We start from the raw sequence: 16,870 nt of genomic DNA on the forward strand, positions 1-16,870 counted from the left end.
ATAACCGCATTCAAGCCAGCTCTTTCTTTTCAGGGAAGGGCTGTTTTGTTTAACTTTGCCGCGTATTGTAACTTAATGACTGTTATGCCAGCTTTTTCTTACAGGTCAATCCTTGTTATTGCCGCGTTTGCCGCGTGTCTTTTCTTTTTTGGTTCATCATGTAAAAGGTCCGGAAAGGTTGCTGCCGTTGCGGAGCAGCAGGTTGCCGATACCATTGCCGATGACCTTACCCGCCTCAATCAGTTGGTAAACGCTTCGCCTTCGGATACAAAGCCCTATATGGAGAGGGCGCGGTATTTTGCTGGCAAAGGACAGGAAAACGAGGCCCTGGCGGATATCAACAGGGCGCTTTCGATTGACGGAAACAATCCGGAGGTTTACGCGGCCTTGTCGGATGTGTATATGTATTCCGGCAAGATGCAGCGCGCGCTGGATGCCCTGAAGAAAGCAAAGGAACTGGCCCCGGGCGCCGGCGTCTACGACGTTAAGATGGCCCGTCTTTACCTTACCATGAGTGATTACAAGCAGACTTTCAATGCTTTGCGCGAAGGTCTGCGCAAAGACCCGGATAATGCCGAAGCATTTTTTATCAGCGGCCTGGCCAACGAAGAGATGGGGGATACCCTGAAAGCCATTGACAGCTACCAGATGGCCGTAGATAAGAATCAGAATTATTATGATGCCCTGAAACAGCTGGGCATATTAATGGCAGAGCGCAAAAACAAACTGGCGGTGGATTACCTCAGAAACGCTGCCAGGGTGAGGCCCGGCGTTCCAGATCCCCTTTATGTGCTGGGGATGTATTATCAGGAGAACGGGGAGCCCGACAAAGCGCTCAGCGTTTATGAAGAAATCCTGATCATAGACGGAAATTACAAGCTGGCTTACTATAACAAGGGTTACGTTCACCTGGTTTACAAAGAAGAGTATGCCGAGGCGGTGAGCGCGTTCAGCCGGGCGATTGAAATCGATGGTGAATATACCGATGCTTATTATAACCGTGGTTTTGCCTATGAACTGATGGGCGACCTGGCCGGTGCCCGCAAGGATTATGAAAGGGTGCTCCGGATGAAGGTAAACGACGATAAAGCCATTGAAGGACTGAACAGGCTGGATGCCCTGAAGCAATAAAAAAAATTGAAAACCGGCTTAAGCTTGCTGTACCAGCTCAGCCCTGATCTGAGTAAGATCGCCGGCCATTTCGAGCAACGAAGCCCTGATGTTGTCAATCACCTGTACTACGGTGGCTTCGTCGAAGCCGGCACCGTTTGTCTCAATCAGTTCGGCGGCTGATTTCTCGAAGTTTTTAACCATTTCAAGCAACGACGGGGCCGAGAAATTGGCAACCACCCCCTTCAGGTTATGGGCGGTGAAACGGAGCCCGGTAAAATCCCTTGCCTTTACATCGTTGTAAAGTTTTTCCAGTTTTCCCTGATATTCATCCAGAAAAATATCAATGATCTCGATGATCACCGATTTATCAAAATAATGATAGGTTTCGAGGAAGACTTGTTTGTTTACCATATCGTCGTTTCAGAATAAAGAAACCCTCAAAAGATTTCTGATGCAAATTTAGCAGAAGAATCAATACAAACAATAATCTATTCCGTTACCTGAAATTGCTGTTCTCTGGCCTCTTTCAGGCGTTTCTTTTCTTCGATTTCCTTTTTCAGGTCCTGCAGCTGGCAACCTGAGCAATCGCTGGCGCAACCGGAACATCCGCTGAGCGGGTTGGTGAATTTGCGGTACAGCTTATAGCCGGCAATGGAAGCCGCAACGCCAACGATGATGAGTACGATGATTTCCTGATATTGTTCCATAGATCAATGTCTGTTTATATTCAACATGAAATCAGTAAAAAAGTTGAGCCGGTGCCGGGAAAAAGCGCAGAATCACGAACCAGGAGATGCCTGCCCCTATGCCTGTAATCAGGATTGCCCAGATGGCAGCGGGGATATGACTGAGCCGGGCAAGGATGGTAACATCTCCGGCTTTCTTTGGCCTGGTGACGCCCAGATAAAAGACTATCAGGGTGGAGATGATTGCTTCGGCAAACACAATCTGGCTGATGCACAGGAAGAATACTTTTGTGAGCAATGGCAGGTTCAGCCAGTTTACCAGCAGGATTATCCCTGAAAAGGTGAGCAGCCATATTATCCCGTAGGTATTTCTGACAAAGAGGATAAGGTTGATCAATGCCAGTGAAATCAGGATCAGCAAGCCGGCTTTTTCGTATCCGCTGCCTGATAGCCAGAAAAAGAGGGCTGCGCAGAGGGTGGCAAAAGGGTATCCCGAAAAGGCAACCAGCATGGCCCTGATTGCAGAGGGTGTTTTTGTGAGTGCGGTACCGGATGTGTCATTCTTTAATTCGATGCGGTTCACCTCTCCGCTGAGCAGCATGGCCGCCAGAGCATGGCCGTTCTCGTGGAACAGGGTGTTGACGGTCCTGAAATACACCCCGATCAGCGGGACCCGGATCAGGATGACCGCCAGGAGCAGGGTGGCATAAAACACCTGCGCTTCATTGAGTTGCAATATAAACGCTTTCATTGAATTAAAGCAGCAGACTGCCGATCTGGAAAACCGCCAGTGAGGCAAGGTAAGCCAGGGTGGTGGTGTAAACAACGATAAACAGCGCCCAGCGCCAGTTGCCGGATTCTTTTTTGATCGCGGCCACCACGGCAACGCAGGGGAAATAGATCAGGATAAACAGCATAAAACTGAAAGCCACCAGCGGTGTAAAAACCTTTTCACCCTTACGCGGACCATCGTGATAGGTCTGTTGCTGTATCTTGGTGATGAGTGAGGCGGAATGTTCATCCGTATCATCGCCGGCCTGGTAAAGTACGCCGAGTGTGCCGACGGTAATCTCTTTGGCGGCAACGCCGGTAAGCAGGGCAACGCTCATTTTCCAGTCGAATCCCAGCGGGCGCATCACGGGTTCGATGAAGTGCCCGAGGCGGCCGATGTAAGAGTTCAGCTGACGGTGACTCTCCTTTTCATTCAGTACCTGATTTACCTCCGTTTCTTCTTCCGCCTTCAGCCGGGCAATTACTTCCTCAGGATGCTGAGTCTGAAGAATCTGCTTTGAATACTGATCGCGGATGGTGGATATCCGGTTATCGTATCTGTAGTCCTCGGCTGTTTCGCGGGGGAAATACCCCAATGCCCAAATGATGATGGATGCCACCAGAATTACCCCGCCGATCTTACGCAGATATTGCTCGGCACGGCTCCACATGTGCTTCAGGATGGTGCGCAGGGTAGGGGTGCGGTAGGGCGGCAGCTCCATTACAAAGGGCATGTCGGGCTGCTTGAAAATGGCTTTCTTGAACAGCAGGGCAGAACCGATCGCCAGCAATACCCCGATGGTATACATGGAGAACAGAATGGCTCCCTGGTGACTTACAAAGAAGGCGCTGATAAACAGGATGTAAACGGGCAGGCGCGCGCTGCATGACATAAAAGGATTGATCAGCATGGTAATCAGGCGGTCGCGGCGGCTCTCGATGATGCGGGTGGAGAGGATGGCCGGAACATTACAGCCAAATCCCATCAGCAGGGGGATAAACGACTTGCCGTGCAGGCCGATGCGGTGCATGATCTTATCCATGATGAAAACGGCCCTGGCCATATAACCGGTATCCTCCATCAGCGAAATAAAGAGATAGAGCAGCAGTATATTGGGCAGAAAGATAATCACGCCGCCAACGCCACCCACAATCCCCTGAATAAAAAGGTCTTTCAGCATCCCGTCGGGAAGCCCGGATTCGAGCCATGAGGAAGTCACCTCCACCAGGCTTTCAATCCATTCCATGGGATACTGCCCCAGCTTGAAAGTACCGTAAAATGTCAGGTACATAAGAAAGATAAAGATGGGAATCCCCCACACCTTGTGCGTGATGATGGTGTCGACCACCTCGCTCTTCTTCCGCTGCACAACGGGATTTGCCGAAAACGTTTCGCGCAGCGCCCCGGCAATAAACCCGTATTTGGCATCTGCAATCAGACTTTCGGTATCCTGTTTGAGCTCATTTTCGATACGGGTGATCTGCTGGTCAACAGCTTCAATGATCTCTCCGAAATTCCCGAGCTGTTCAGTGAGCACTTCGGTGGCCCTGTCTTTCTCGATCAGCTTGATGGCAATAAAACGAGAGGATACCTTGTCGAGCAGATGGAAATTTCCCGGTTGGCGGAGCTTCGATTGTATGTGTGAGATGCCCGGCTCAATCACAGTTCCGTAATTGATGTGGATATGCCTGCGTGTTTTGTCGCGGTCTTCGTACACATCAATAATCTTCTGGAAAAGCTCATCAATGCCTTTGCCCTTTGATCCGACCGTAGGTACAAACGGGATGCCGAGTAATCTGCCAAGCTGGTTGTAATCCAGTTTGTTGCCTCCCTTCTCCAGCTCATCGTACATATTCAGCACGCCCACCATCCGGATGTCCATATCAATCAGCTGGGTGGTGAGGTAGAGGTTGCGCTCGAGGTTGGAGCTGTCGATGATGTTGACCACGACATCGGGGAAAGACTCGGTGATGTGGTCTCTCACATATAGTTCTTCAGGACTGTAGGCACTGATGGAATAAGTGCCGGGCAGGTCAGTAACAATAAAGGTGTAATCGCCCTTGCGGAATCTGGCTTCTTTGGCATCCACGGTTACCCCTGAGTAATTACCGACCCGCTCCCGCGATCCGGAAGCGTAATTAAACAGGGTGGTTTTACCGGAATTCGGATTTCCGACCAGGGCGACATTGATAATTTTGCCTTGTTTTCTGGCGGTGTTGATCAGATCGCCTTCCATCGAACCATTCGACGGAAGCTTATGACCTTCGAAAGCTTCCTGTTCGGTAAGAATTTCAATCAGCCGGGCTTCGCTGTTGCGCAGGGTCACATTGTAACCCATCACATTGTACTCTACGGGGTCCATCAGGGGTGCACGCTGGATTACCCCGACCTGCTTTCCGGAAATAAAACCCATCTCCAGGATACGTTTACGGAATGCACCGTGACCCTTAACTTTGGTGATTACGCCCTTTTCGCCCGGTGAGAGATCTGCAAGTGTCAAGACTTCTTATTTAGAAACATTATAAATTACCGCAAAAATATCGGATTTTTTTGTTAATGGGGGCGTAAGAGAGAAATAAAAATCTGTAATGAGCAAATGTTCGTTATAAAACCGGGTTTAAGCCCGGGTTTCGAGCAGGTGCAGGGCGTAGAGTGATTTTGTTATGGCCGGCCCGTAATGATCCATAAAGTAGGATGCAATTCCGGCAATGGCATTCTCGCGGGCGGAATGGCGGTTTTTCTGATACAACATCACGAAGTCTTTCATATCCTGATAAATATCGGCCAGGTGTTCTGCCAGGCTGTTCTTTTCGATCTCTGTGTTTTCATCCCGCGGATCCTGGCACATCCAGAAATGGTCGTCGGGATAAAACTTGTTGCGCAGCGTGTTGAACAGGCTTTCCCAGCTTTCTTCGGTTACGAAGCGTTCGGCATCATCCGGTTCGGCCGGGATCAGGGGTTTCACCAGCGAGCCTTTGAGGTATATCAACGGAAGAATATGCCGGCAGTAGCTGAGGATATCCTCTTTCGGATAGTCATCGCATTTTTCCATAAACAGGCAATACTCATTGGCAACGGTGAGCATTTCTATCACCTGTTTGCTGTAAACCGGATTGTTGGGATGTTCATTCATAAAGTATAATTTGAAGGTGCAAAATTAACTTATTCCGGCGAAAGGTCCGGGTTCATATCCGTTGCGATTGCAAGAAATGCAGCGCTGGTCAGGAAGGTTCAGATTAGTTGGTACCCTGTATTCGCTCCCTTTTCTGCAGCCTCAGGCGTCCTCCCGGGCAATGAATACGTCCCGGAATTCTTTCCCGGGGCTCAGGTAAAGATTTTCTTTTTGGGTGCAGCGTTGAATTTCGTACTTTTCCTCTGACAAAAGTTATGCTTAAGATTGGATTTTGAACCAAATTTTATATATATTTACATAACGGGCAACATCCTGCCGGGAAATTGATGTTTCTGTTGCTCCTTCAATTGTATTATCAGCCTGATAGAGCCATAATCTGCAGCAGGTTTATTTCAGAGTTACCGGGAGAATGTCCGGATGAACGGTTATCGCCGGAAATGCGGGGTGTTAAGGTTTTTCTGCAAAGGATTGTTTTATAAATAATTACATTTTATTATTAAAAATAAGTAATGGACAAACTTTCCCTGAAACGAAACATCGCCTCGGTCTGCAAAAGGATTAAGATTGAGGCGGAAGCCAACCTGATGACTGCCGTGCTTGAAGCCCAGCAGAGTGCCAATGAATACGGGCAGCCGAAGGACAGGTATGATTCCTACAGGGAACAGTTGTCGTCGAGGCGCGATATGCTGGCCCAGCAACTGATCAAAATAAGGGAGGAGATCGTGTTGCTCGACAAGATTGATCTTTCCCGGGTATGCGACTGTGCCGGATTCGGGGCTGTAGTAATTACCGGAATGCAGAAGGTGTTTATTTCGATCGGCATCGGAAAGATCAGGCTTGACGACGGCAGTGAATATTTTGCAATTTCCCCGGCGGTTCCGTTTGCCAAAGCGGTACAGGGCAAAAAAGCGGGGGATCAGGTTGAGTTTAACGGGCGGAAGTTTGAGATACTGGATGTTTTCTGACAAGCCGGCACCGGAGAGTGACCTTCGGATAAATCTTTTGATTGTAAGGCATGCCTGCGGTTCTCAGCGAAATTCCATAAAATCAGGCGGGCTGATGCCAAAGCGGTTGAATCCGGCCTGATCAGGTTCTTCAAGCTCGAAAATCCAGCCCCGGGATCCGTTTATGGGGCGCGGATGCCAAACCAGGCTTATCTGGAAGGTGGAAAATACCAGGTTTTCATTCCGTATCCTGATCCCTGCTCCTATGGCTGGATATACGGCTTGTTTCAAGAGGTGTTTCATATCCGGGGCAATCATGCCCAGCTCTCCGGATGCATATCCGGCAAACCTGAATCCCAGCAGATACCAGGGAGTGAACGCGACAATTTCGTATCTGAAGGTGGCTCGGTGAAGCCCGGTAAGTTCATATTTCCTGTAAGTGTCCGTAATATCGTTTCTGTTCAGGCTCAGGGTCAGGGGAGAAGTACGGCTGATTCCCGAAAGAATATCGGCAGTTACAAAATGCCGGAACCGGTATGTGCCGGCTTTTACCAATCCTGAAATATAATTGATTGAAATATTCGCCAGGCCATCACTGAAGTTGTCTTTATCCCGATATCCGCCGAGGTAAAACGATGAGAACAGGTATCCAGCTCCATTGAGTTTTGTTCCGGATGAAAATCTGAGCGCGGCATATGGCGCCTTCGCGAGGACGGAGTTTTCATATCCCAGGATCAGTCCGGCATGATATCCTGTCGGGATATCTTCGGTTCTGCCAAAGCCGTAAATCATGTTGTTCAGGTAAAAACCGCTCCTGATCAGGCATATTTCACCGCTCAGGCGCTGAACGGAATGCAGCCTGACAGTGCCTGAGTCAACCATGGGCGGGAGGCCGGAGTATCTGAGGTCGTAATACCTTCCGGTTACGGCTGCCTGCAATCGTTCTGCTTTGGCGCCCGCCGGCCTTTCGATGATGGATGCATATCCGCTCCAGACATCAATCAGGGAATATCCTGCTGATTTTATGTATTCTTCGTTATTTAACGGGTAGGGCGTATTGAATTTTTCCGTTTTCAGTCCGCCGCCGAATCTGGTTTCGGGCGTGATGAATGGCCTGGAAAGTTCAATCCCAATGCCTTTGCGCCTGGCTGTGCTTTGCCAGTAGGCGTATGCATCGGTGAAGGAACTCCGTATATTTCTCACCCTGTATGCGCCCTGACTCAGGATGACTGCCGGACTACCCTTCAGGTCGATATCCAGCCATTGCTCCGGCTGGTGTCCCAGCCCCAGGAAGTTCCTGTTGTAAAAGCGCAGCCGGCTTCGTTCAGGTTCATTCACCTTCAGGTCAAAGCCGAAAGGGAAAACATCCTTTACCAGCAACACAATGTCCACACTGTCGTTGCCGGGTGTAGCGTAAACCAGGAAGCGCGCATCCTGGAAAACGGCGGCATCGCGGACGACCCTCTCATTGTCGGCAAGCCTCACCGGGTCGAGCGCGTCTCCTTCTTCAACCATCAGGTAGCGCCTGATCACTGCATCGCGGGTATAAAAATGAGTCTTGTTCAGTATCTGCTGCACGCGGGTTTGTTTGTCCTGAAGGCTGTCGAATAAGGAAGGTCCGAAAGCCGGATATTTCCGGATACTGATATGGCGGATAATTTTACCCTTTTCGCCGGCGAACGGAAGGTTGGACGGCAGGTTAATGATGGCTTCCGAAGGTCCTGAGGGTGGTTTTCTGAAAAGCAGCGGATAAAGATTCTTCAGAAAATAACTGGTATCGGATCGCTTATCGAGCCGGCCGTAAAAGTCCCTGGAACGGGAAATCTGCCTGGCCCGGCTATGGTATGCGGCGCTGTCGGTAATGCCGGCACTTCCTTTCCGGTTCACTGAGTTGTTTTTCTGACCGGGTTTCAGGGTGTCGGGTTGCACCTGTGCCATTGAAGGAAGAAATAAGCCGGTGAACAACAGGATAAGTGCCCGGCCCAGATACAAAAGCATACGGTTGTGAACCGGTTCCGTTGCCTTTGGCAGATGAAATGGTGATATGCGGCGGGTTTGATTCATTTATTCCTGACAAACTTCTGTAAAGATAACCTGTATCTTTTAAAAACAGAATGGTTTACCGGTATTGCCCCTGGCTCAGATGCAAAAAAAAAGTCTGCCGCGGGGGACAGACTTAATCCAACACTTATGAAAACAATGCTAAACCCTTTTTTCTTTGATTCTGGCTTTCTTACCTTTGAGTTCGCGGAGGTAGAAGATGCGCGCCCTGCGCACTACGCCGCGTTTGTTTACCTCGATCTTCTCGATAAAAGGAGATGCAACGGGGAAAATCCTTTCAACTCCGGTATTGCCTGAAACCTTGCGAACGGTGAATGTTTCCGAGGTTCCGCTGCCTGAGCGCTGCAGTACCACGCCCTGAAACTGCTGAATCCTTTCCTTATCACCTTCTTTGATTTTATAGTGAACGGTCACGGTATCGCCGGCTTTAAAACCAGGGAATTCCTTAATCTGAACGAAGGTATCCTCGACAAACTTCACTAATGCGTTCTTGCTCATTATCTTAGGTATTTAATTGTTGCGTTTTCCAAAAATGAGTGCAAATATACGGCAATTTATTTTTAATATGCAAGCCCAATTAAAATTTATTCACGACTCGCTGTTGGGTAATTCGTTATTAATTTGTTTGAAAAGGGAAAAAGCAGCCTCCCCGGACTTCCCGGCTTCAGCCGAAAAGCCGGGAGAAACCAAACCAGGGAATTTCCGGACTTGCCGGTATTTACTTATGCCGGGCTGCGAATAAACTTTCGCCGCCTTTTGGGCTAAAGCCCCCGTGTTTGTCAGCGCCTGATTACCCCCGGCTCAAGCCGGGGGTAATAAACCGGAATTAAGCATCTTCGGAAATTGCAGGCTAAAGATAACCTATGCTTACGCTGGTTGACCCGAAGTCCGGATTTGGATATCAGATTTCTGATGAATGGTAAGAGATTTCTGTTTGCTTTACTCCGGGCTTCAGCCCGGAGTAAAAGCAGATGCCCGAACCTAACGGCTTTAGCCGAAAAGCCGGAAGAAGCCAGGCCAGGGGACTCAACCATAAGCACTGTAGCGTCAAAAAAAAGTATCCGGATTATTTCGATATTTTTTAAAAGGTTATACTTTTACATCGCCTTAAGGTAGATATAAATTCAGGTGAGTCATGATTAGCTTTCTATTGTCAATTGCCGCATTGATCGCGGGATATTTTCTCTACGGATGGTTGGTTGAAAGAATTTTCGGGGTTGATGCCGGGCGTACCACTCCTGCAATAATTATGCAGGATGGCGTGGATTATGTGCCGATGAAATGGGGGAGGATTTTTCTGATACAGTTTCTGAATATTGCCGGTCTGGGGCCGATTTTTGGGGCGGTTGCCGGTGCCATGTGGGGCCCGGTTGCTTTTTTCTGGATTGTGTTTGGCTGCATTTTTGCTGGCGCAGTGCATGACTATTTCTCCGGTATGCTATCTGTCAGGCATGGCGGTAAAAGCATACCTGAAATTGTAGGCTTGTATCTGGGTAACGGTTTCAGGCAGTTTATGCGGATATTCACGGTATTGCTGATGCTGCTGGTAGGCGCTGTTTTTGTGGTGGGGCCGGCTGGAATACTCAATGGCATGGCATCCGTCGGACTTCCTTTCTGGACCGGCCTGATATTTTTTTATTATGTGCTGGCAACCATGCTGCCTGTGGATAAAATTATCGGAAGGATTTATCCGGTATTCGGGTTGTCGCTGCTGTTTATGGCTGTGGGTATTTTCGCCGGTCTGCTGGCCGGTGGATTTAAAATACCCGAAGCGATTCCGTTTGGCTTTGTCAATATGCACAACGAGCCGGGGAAGTTTCCCGTTTTTCCTATGCTTTTTATCACCATTGCCTGCGGAGCTATTTCCGGTTTCCACTCAACCCAGTCACCGCTGATGGCCAGGTGCATTACCAATGAGAAACTCGGCCGCAGGGTATTCTATGGCGCCATGGTGGCCGAAGGTGTCGTAGCACTCATATGGGCGGCAGCCGGGATGGCCTTTTTCGGAGGGCCGGAGCAACTCAATTCCGTGATGGCGGCGCATCAAGGCAATGCCGCCTGGGTGGTGAATGAAATTTCAAACTCCCTTCTTGGCAAAGCCGGCGGTATCCTGGCCCTGCTCGGGGTGGTGGCTGCGCCCATCACCAGCGGCGATACTGCTTTCAGAAGCGCCAGACTGATCATCGCCGATTTCCTGAAATATGCCCAGGGGCCTGTCAAAAACAGACTGATGGTTACCATTCCCCTGTTTGCTGCAGGCTTTGTCATTACTCAGATTGACTTTGCCATTATCTGGCGGTACATGGCCTGGTCGAATCAGACACTGGCAACCATTGTATTATGGGCAATAACCATTTACCTTGTGAATGAGAAAAAAGCCTTTATAGTTACACTGATCCCTGCTGTTTTTATGACAGCGGTAATTTCTGTCTATATTCTTGTAGCTCCTGAAGGCCTGCAGTTGCCGCTGAATACAGGGCTCGTTACAGGATTTTTGTTTACCTTCCTGGTACTGGCCTGGTTTCTGATGTATATTCGCAGAAATTCAGTGCCGGGCATGACGGCGGCGGTGGAAATAGTCAGGCCGGGCATCCGTAAAGATCAATGATCTTCTGATTCCCCGAGCAGACCGGGCCTTCTTTGCCTGGTGCGTTCCAGTGACTTTAAATAATTCCAGTGAACAATCTCTTTTTCATTGCCAGAGAGCAGAACCTCCGGCACTTTCCAGCCTTTGTAGTCGGCCGGACGGGTATATACGGGAGGGCTGAGCAGGCCATCCTGGAATGAGTCGGAAAGGGCAGAGGTTTCATCGCTCAATACCCCTGGTATCAGTCTGATGATGCTGTCGGCCAATACTGCCGCCGCCAGTTCTCCACCCGATAACACATAGTCACCGATCGAAACCTCAAGGGTGATGTAGTGCTCCCTGATCCGTTCGTCAATGCCCTTGTAATGCCCGCAGAGAAAAATCAGGTTTCCTTTAAGACTCAGCCGGTTGGCCAGGTGTTGGTTCAGCATCTCTCCATCGGGTGTCAGAAAGATTACCTCATCATAATCCCTTTCTGATTTCAGTTTGTCAATGCAATCCGCGATGGGTTGCACCATCATGACCATACCGGCACTGCCTCCGTAAACATAGTCGTCAACATTGCGGTGCTTGTTGGTGGCGTAATCGCGGATGTTGTGCAGGTGTATTTCAGCCAGCCCCTTTGAAACAGCCCGCTTGATAATGGATTCAGTGAACGGGCCCTGAAACATTTCGGGGAATATGGTGAGGATGTCGATGCGCATTGTTTTTTTTGCAAAATTAAACTTTATCATGGTATCATAATAAAGAAGTCCGGAGGGTTATCCCGGCAGAGTATTGCAGAACCAGCCTTAAAGCAAATTATGCGGTACTTTTGTGATTCGGAAATTATCCTGTAGGTTTGCATTGGTTAGGGTTTGGTGAACGATGAATAAGAATTTTGTCCGATGAGGTTGGTTTCTGTGAAATTTCCCAAGGCCGGCATTGACTGGTTCACGCCGGCGTTGCTGCTGATGATTCTGTTTGGCTGGCTATTCCCGGGGCCGGGTTTGAAAACCGGTATGTTTTCCATCAAACAACTGGCCGGGTATGGAATTTCAGTTATCTTTTTTCTTTACGGACTGAGATTAAGCCTCGGCCAGCTGGTAAAATGTGCGGCTCACTGGAAACTGCATCTGGTGATACAATCGGTTACTTTTATCATCTTCCCCCTGCTTATTTTGATTTTCAGAAAGTTTTTCGCAGATGGCGAATACGGGGAGATCTGGCTGGGGGTGTTTTTTCTGGCAGCCCTGCCATCAACGGTATCTTCGGCGGTGGTTATGGTTTCGCTGGCCGGCGGAAATATTCCGGGGGCTGTTTTCAATGCGACATTTTCGAGTATAGCGGGAATTTTGATTACCCCTTTGTGGATGGGCCTGTTTATTCAGGGGTCAGGCGGCACAGGGTTGGAAATTCTTCCGGTATTTACCCGCCTGGCTTATCAGATTCTGTTCCCTCTGGCTGCCGGAGTTGCCCTTCATCCATGGCTGGGTGATCTCGCTATAAGAAAAAAGGATTTTACCCGCTATTTTGATCAGAGTGTCATTCTTGCCATTGTCTATTCTTCATTCAGCGCTTCTTTCAGCAGCGGGGTGTTCAGTGGAATAGGCCTGCCGGTTATTTTATTACTGATGCTTGCCCTGCTGGGGCTCTTTGCACTGGTCAACCTGCTGATCACCATATTTGTGCGGCGGGCAGGTCTGCCGCGCGAAGATCTGATAGCCGCCTTATTCTGTGGATCCACTAAATCGCTGATGCATGGCAGCGTTATGGCGAAGGTGCTTTTCAGCAATGTGGCTTCCGCTGGCTTGCTGCTGTTGCCGGTGCTGATGTATCATGCCATGCAGCTGGCATTAACCGGTATGATGTCGCAGCGGTTTGCAGCCGGAAAAAGTAAGCATGGTTAACCGGTAATCTTGCATGCGGTGAAAAACCGGGTATCGGACAGGCATCCGGATTTCTCTGATTTATTGAACAGCCCTGTAATCCAGGCTTTGGCTTCGGGCATGGAAGAGAATAAACCTGTTTCAGGATTAATCCCGTAATAGACAGGGCGCTCCTGGTTTTTGCCTTTCGGAGATCCGGTAACGATGGCAATACGGTTTACTCCAAGATGCCTGAGCTGAGGTAATATATAATCATTGAACCAGGTGTGCAGTTTCATGCTGAATTCTTCGGGCAATGCGGGTGAGGATATGATGATATTTTCAACAGGGTGAAGTTCCGCTTCCCTTAAAAAAGAAAAGAAAAAGAGTGTATAGTCTGTGAAACTGCATTGAGCTTCTGAATGCGCTTTGCTGATCAGCAGTTTGAATCTGCTGATGTATTCGAAATGTGAATCCTGGGCAGTTTGAGTTGACATGAGTAAGATTTTAGAAGCGCAAAAGTAGTATAAATGTAATATATATTTACTAATATGCAAAAAATAGTGTAAAAAAATGTTATTGCCTTGCTGTTCCGGCTGAAATTATATAAAATTATTGAAGTCTGTCCTTTTTGATTCTTATACGAAGAAAAATTATTTAAATAATTCATTAACAAATGTATAAAAACAGCTTGGCTATTAAAAACCTTTACACATCCGTGATCTGACAGGATGTCAGATTGATGGCTTATTAATCTGGTTGTGTAAAAAATATATACACTGTTTTAGCCGATCTTCACTACGATCTTGCCTGATTGCCTGCCTTTCAGCATAAGATTAAGTTCTTCCGGGATTTCCTCTAGACTTATGGATCTGCTGAGTTTACCAGGATTGTCAGGTTTCAGTTTCTGACTGATCAGGTTCCAGATTTCGAGTCTTCTCTTCATAGGGGTCTCTGCCGATGCAATTCCGATCAGGCGCACGGCCCTGAGAATGAACGGGAATATGGGAACATCCAGCCTTGCGGATGCGATCATGCCACAGTTGGCTACAATGCCCCTTTCGGCGGTAGAGAGCAGCACGGTGGACAGGGTATTTCCCCCTACAGTATCCAGTGCGGCAACCCAGCGTGGAGGAAGCAGTCCTTTGCCTGAGTTATCGTTGATGGCTTCTCTTCCGATGATTTCCGTTGCTCCTGCTTCCTTCAGCATACTGGCAAACTCCGGTTTACCGGACGAAGCCACCACTTCATAACCTGCTATAGCCAGCATGGCAACCGCCATAGACCCGACCGCACCGCTGGCTCCGGTCACCAGAACTTTTCCGTCACCGGGAACTATCCCGTGATTTATAAATTCATAAACAGCGCTGGCGGCTGTAAACCCTGAAGTTCCGATGATCATGCATTCTTTCAGGCTCAGATTGTCCGGTTTTCTTACCACCCACGAAGCAGGAACCCTGATGTATTCCGCAAACCCGCCGTCGGTATTCATGCCGAGATCATATCCCATTACAATCACTTCCTGTCCGGCTGTAAATTCACTGTTGCCCGGTTCAACAACAATGCCGGCAGCATCAATGCCCGGGGTATGCGGGTAGCGACGCGTAATGCCTTTGTGACCCGTTGCCGACAGCGCATCCTTGTAGTTCAGGCCCGAATAGATTACCCTGATCAGCAGATCATGCCCTGGCAGTTCAGAGATGTTTTTAATCTTAACGGAGGAACTGTAACTGCCGTCCTCATTTTGTTCCGTTACCAAAGCCATGAAATATGTGTCCCGGGAAATATGCGGTGCTGTCATTTGATCAAATGTTTCATATTCAGATAAATACATGAATACATGTATCGAATTTTCATTACCGGATCTGTTTAAATTGATAATTTTGTACCGGATTTGTCCTGCAAAGATGGAGACTATTCCGGAAACTGCATCCGTTCAGCTGAATTTTTAAACGGGTGTTTTTTTTAACAACTTTTTTACTGATAAAAATTAATAACAATGGCATTAAGATTTATGACGGCTGAGGAAGCCGCGGATTTGATCAGTCATGATGATGTAGTGGGCTTCAGTGGATTTACGCCGGCCGGTTCAGTTAAATCCATTCCCGTGGCCATAGGTGAGAAGGCAAAGGCAGCCCATGCGCAGGGGAAACCTTTCAAAATCGGGGTAATTACCGGTGCATCCACCGGTGACTCTCTGGATGGGTCACTTGCCAGGGCAGAAGCGGTAAAATTCCGTACACCTTATCAGTCGAACGCTGACCTCAGGAATCTGATCAATGCCGGGAAAGCCGATTATTTTGATTCCCATTTGTCCACGGTTGGCCAGACGATCCGTTATGGTTTTCTGGGTAAGATGAACTGGGGGATTATTGAAGCCTGTGATGTTACTGAGCAGGGCGAGATTGTGCTGACAACCGGGGTGGGAATATCACCAACCATTTGTCAGTATGCCGATCGTCTCCTGATTGAGCTGAACTCATATCATCCCAAACGCCTGCGCGGCATGCACGATCTTCTGGTAGTTGCGGATCCGCCTCACCGCAGGGAAATTCCCATATACCGGGCTTCCGACAGGGCCGGAGCGGAAGTGATAAAGGTTGATCCCGGGAAGATCGCGGGGGTGGTGCTAACCAACCATGCGGATGAAGTTGGTGGCTTTGCCGGCAGCGATGAAGTTACCAACCGTATTGGTATGAATGTGGCCGATTTCCTTTCGAATGAACTCAGGAAGGGCCGTATTCCTTCATCATTTCTTCCCTTGCAGTCGGGAGTGGGAAATATCGCCAATGCCGTTCTCGCCGCTTTGGGCGAGCACAAAGGAATTCCTGATTTTGAAATGTACACCGAAGTGATTCAGGACAGTGTAATCCAGCTTATGGAAACAGGGAGGATTAAGTTTGCCTCCGGCTGCTCTCTTACGGTATCGCAGGAAATGCTTTCTCATGTCTATGATAACCTTGATTTCTTTCATGAACGCATAGTGCTCAGGCCTCAGGAGATTTCGAACAGCCCGGAGGTGGCCCGCAGGCTGGGGATAGTGTCGATGAATACGGCCCTGGAGGTGGATTTGTTTGGCAATGTGAACAGCACCAATGTCATGGGCCGCAAAATGATGAATGGCATCGGCGGTTCAGGCGATTTTACCCGCAATGCCTATATCTCCATTTTCAGTTGTCCATCCGTTGCCAAAGGCGGAAAGATCAGCGCATTTGTACCGATGGTTTCCCACACGGATCACAGCGAACACTCGGTTCAGGTAATCATTACCGAACAAGGGATTGCCGATCTCCGTTCGAAATCGCCCAAAGCCAAGATGGAAGCCATTATCGAAAACTGTGTACATCCGGATTACCGGGAAGCCCTGCGCGATTATGCCAACCTTGCCGGGGATACCCATACCCCTTGTACGCTTTCGGCTGCATTTGGCATGCATATGGAGTTTGAGCGGTCGGGTGATATGCGGAACATCAACTGGGGCGATTGCTTCAGGAGGTAAGCTGCTGACGGGTTCAACGGCTGACTGAATCTCCAGGATCCGGCAACGAACAGGACTTTGCCGGATCTTCTTTTTACATTCTACCAGTAAAGGGATTGCAGCTTTTCGCACAATCCTGCCCTGCTGATTAAGACCAGTAAGAATAGTTCATTTTTTCCGGCGCTTTATCATCTGACCGATAACCGACCGATACCGGATATTCCCTGAAAGGTTTACAGCATCAAAAAT

Annotated in this window: 15 protein-coding genes; 5 read left to right on the plus strand and 10 right to left on the minus strand. The window is 48.8% G+C overall.

Annotation, left to right across the window (positions count from 1 at the left end):
* Positions 1-84 precede the first annotated feature (84 nt).
* A complete protein-coding gene (locus tag TBC1_RS12250) occupies positions 85-1,131 on the plus strand; it encodes a tetratricopeptide repeat protein (protein ID WP_172668896.1) in 1,047 nt (348 codons plus the stop codon).
* An 18-nt stretch (positions 1,132-1,149) separates the two neighbouring features.
* On the opposite strand, the gene TBC1_RS12255 is transcribed toward TBC1_RS12250, so the two are convergent.
* The 5 genes from TBC1_RS12255 to TBC1_RS12275 all read right to left on the minus strand — a co-directional run bounded on the left by TBC1_RS12255 (position 1,150) and on the right by TBC1_RS12275 (position 5,704).
* Positions 1,150-1,524, minus strand: coding sequence for an Hpt domain-containing protein (locus TBC1_RS12255; RefSeq protein WP_062043289.1), 375 nt, complete (start codon positions 1,522-1,524; stop codon positions 1,150-1,152).
* Positions 1,525-1,601: 77 nt separating this feature from the next.
* Positions 1,602-1,820: a FeoB-associated Cys-rich membrane protein gene (locus TBC1_RS12260; RefSeq protein WP_062043292.1), complete on the minus strand. Its 219-nt coding sequence runs from the start codon at positions 1,818-1,820 to the stop codon at positions 1,602-1,604.
* 31 nt (positions 1,821-1,851) lie between these two features.
* Positions 1,852-2,550, minus strand: coding sequence for a M50 family metallopeptidase (locus tag TBC1_RS12265; protein ID WP_062043295.1), 699 nt, complete (start codon positions 2,548-2,550; stop codon positions 1,852-1,854).
* Positions 2,551-2,554: 4 nt separating this feature from the next.
* Entirely contained in the window at positions 2,555-5,071 is a 2,517-nt protein-coding gene (feoB, locus tag TBC1_RS12270) for a ferrous iron transport protein B (protein WP_062043298.1), read from the minus strand.
* Between the two features lie 117 nt (positions 5,072-5,188).
* Positions 5,189-5,704 carry a DUF5063 domain-containing protein gene (locus TBC1_RS12275; protein ID WP_062043301.1) on the minus strand — a complete coding sequence of 172 codons (516 nt, stop codon included), beginning with the start codon at positions 5,702-5,704 and terminating at the stop codon, positions 5,189-5,191.
* 509 nt (positions 5,705-6,213) lie between these two features.
* Here TBC1_RS12275 and TBC1_RS12280 point away from each other — a divergent pair.
* Entirely contained in the window at positions 6,214-6,669 is a 456-nt protein-coding gene (locus TBC1_RS12280; protein ID WP_062043304.1) for a hypothetical protein, read from the plus strand.
* A 63-nt stretch (positions 6,670-6,732) separates the two neighbouring features.
* Here TBC1_RS12280 and TBC1_RS12285 read toward each other — a convergent pair whose 3' ends face one another.
* Entirely contained in the window at positions 6,733-8,712 is a 1,980-nt protein-coding gene (locus TBC1_RS12285) for a BamA/TamA family outer membrane protein (RefSeq protein WP_062043307.1), read from the minus strand.
* 138 nt (positions 8,713-8,850) lie between these two features.
* Positions 8,851-9,207 (minus strand): 50S ribosomal protein L19, encoded by a 357-nt coding sequence (rplS, locus tag TBC1_RS12290; protein ID WP_062043310.1) that lies wholly within the window; start codon positions 9,205-9,207, stop codon positions 8,851-8,853.
* 637 nt (positions 9,208-9,844) lie between these two features.
* Between rplS and TBC1_RS12295 the strand changes: the two genes are divergently transcribed.
* Positions 9,845-11,317, plus strand: a complete 1,473-nt coding sequence (locus TBC1_RS12295) for a carbon starvation CstA family protein (RefSeq protein ID WP_062043313.1) — start codon at positions 9,845-9,847, stop codon at positions 11,315-11,317.
* On the opposite strand, the gene trmD is transcribed toward TBC1_RS12295, so the two are convergent.
* Complete coding sequence (trmD, locus tag TBC1_RS12300) at positions 11,311-12,000, minus strand: tRNA (guanosine(37)-N1)-methyltransferase TrmD (protein ID WP_062043315.1); 690 nt, start codon at positions 11,998-12,000, stop codon at positions 11,311-11,313. The genes TBC1_RS12295 and trmD overlap by 7 nt on opposite strands.
* A 183-nt stretch (positions 12,001-12,183) precedes the next feature.
* On the opposite strand from trmD, the gene TBC1_RS12305 reads away from it, so the two are divergent.
* Positions 12,184-13,185 carry a bile acid:sodium symporter family protein gene (locus TBC1_RS12305; protein WP_062043318.1) on the plus strand — a complete coding sequence of 334 codons (1,002 nt, stop codon included), beginning with the start codon at positions 12,184-12,186 and terminating at the stop codon, positions 13,183-13,185.
* Here the strand turns inward: TBC1_RS12305 and TBC1_RS12310 are convergent.
* Both TBC1_RS12310 and TBC1_RS12315 read right to left on the minus strand, forming a co-directional pair.
* Complete coding sequence (locus TBC1_RS12310; protein ID WP_062043321.1) at positions 13,182-13,640, minus strand: hypothetical protein; 459 nt, start codon at positions 13,638-13,640, stop codon at positions 13,182-13,184. The two genes, TBC1_RS12305 and TBC1_RS12310, sit on opposite strands and share 4 nt — an antisense overlap.
* 287 nt (positions 13,641-13,927) lie before the next feature.
* Complete coding sequence (locus tag TBC1_RS12315; protein ID WP_062045531.1) at positions 13,928-14,944, minus strand: YhdH/YhfP family quinone oxidoreductase; 1,017 nt, start codon at positions 14,942-14,944, stop codon at positions 13,928-13,930.
* 198 nt (positions 14,945-15,142) lie between these two features.
* Here TBC1_RS12315 and TBC1_RS12320 point away from each other — a divergent pair, with 198 nt between their 5' ends.
* On the plus strand, positions 15,143-16,642 hold the full coding sequence (locus TBC1_RS12320; RefSeq protein WP_062043324.1) for a succinate CoA transferase: 1,500 nt from the start codon (positions 15,143-15,145) through the stop codon (positions 16,640-16,642).
* The last annotated feature ends 228 nt before the right edge of the window (positions 16,643-16,870 follow it).

Source organism: Lentimicrobium saccharophilum, from assembly GCF_001192835.1.
GTDB classification, from domain to species: domain Bacteria; phylum Bacteroidota; class Bacteroidia; order Bacteroidales; family Lentimicrobiaceae; genus Lentimicrobium; species Lentimicrobium saccharophilum.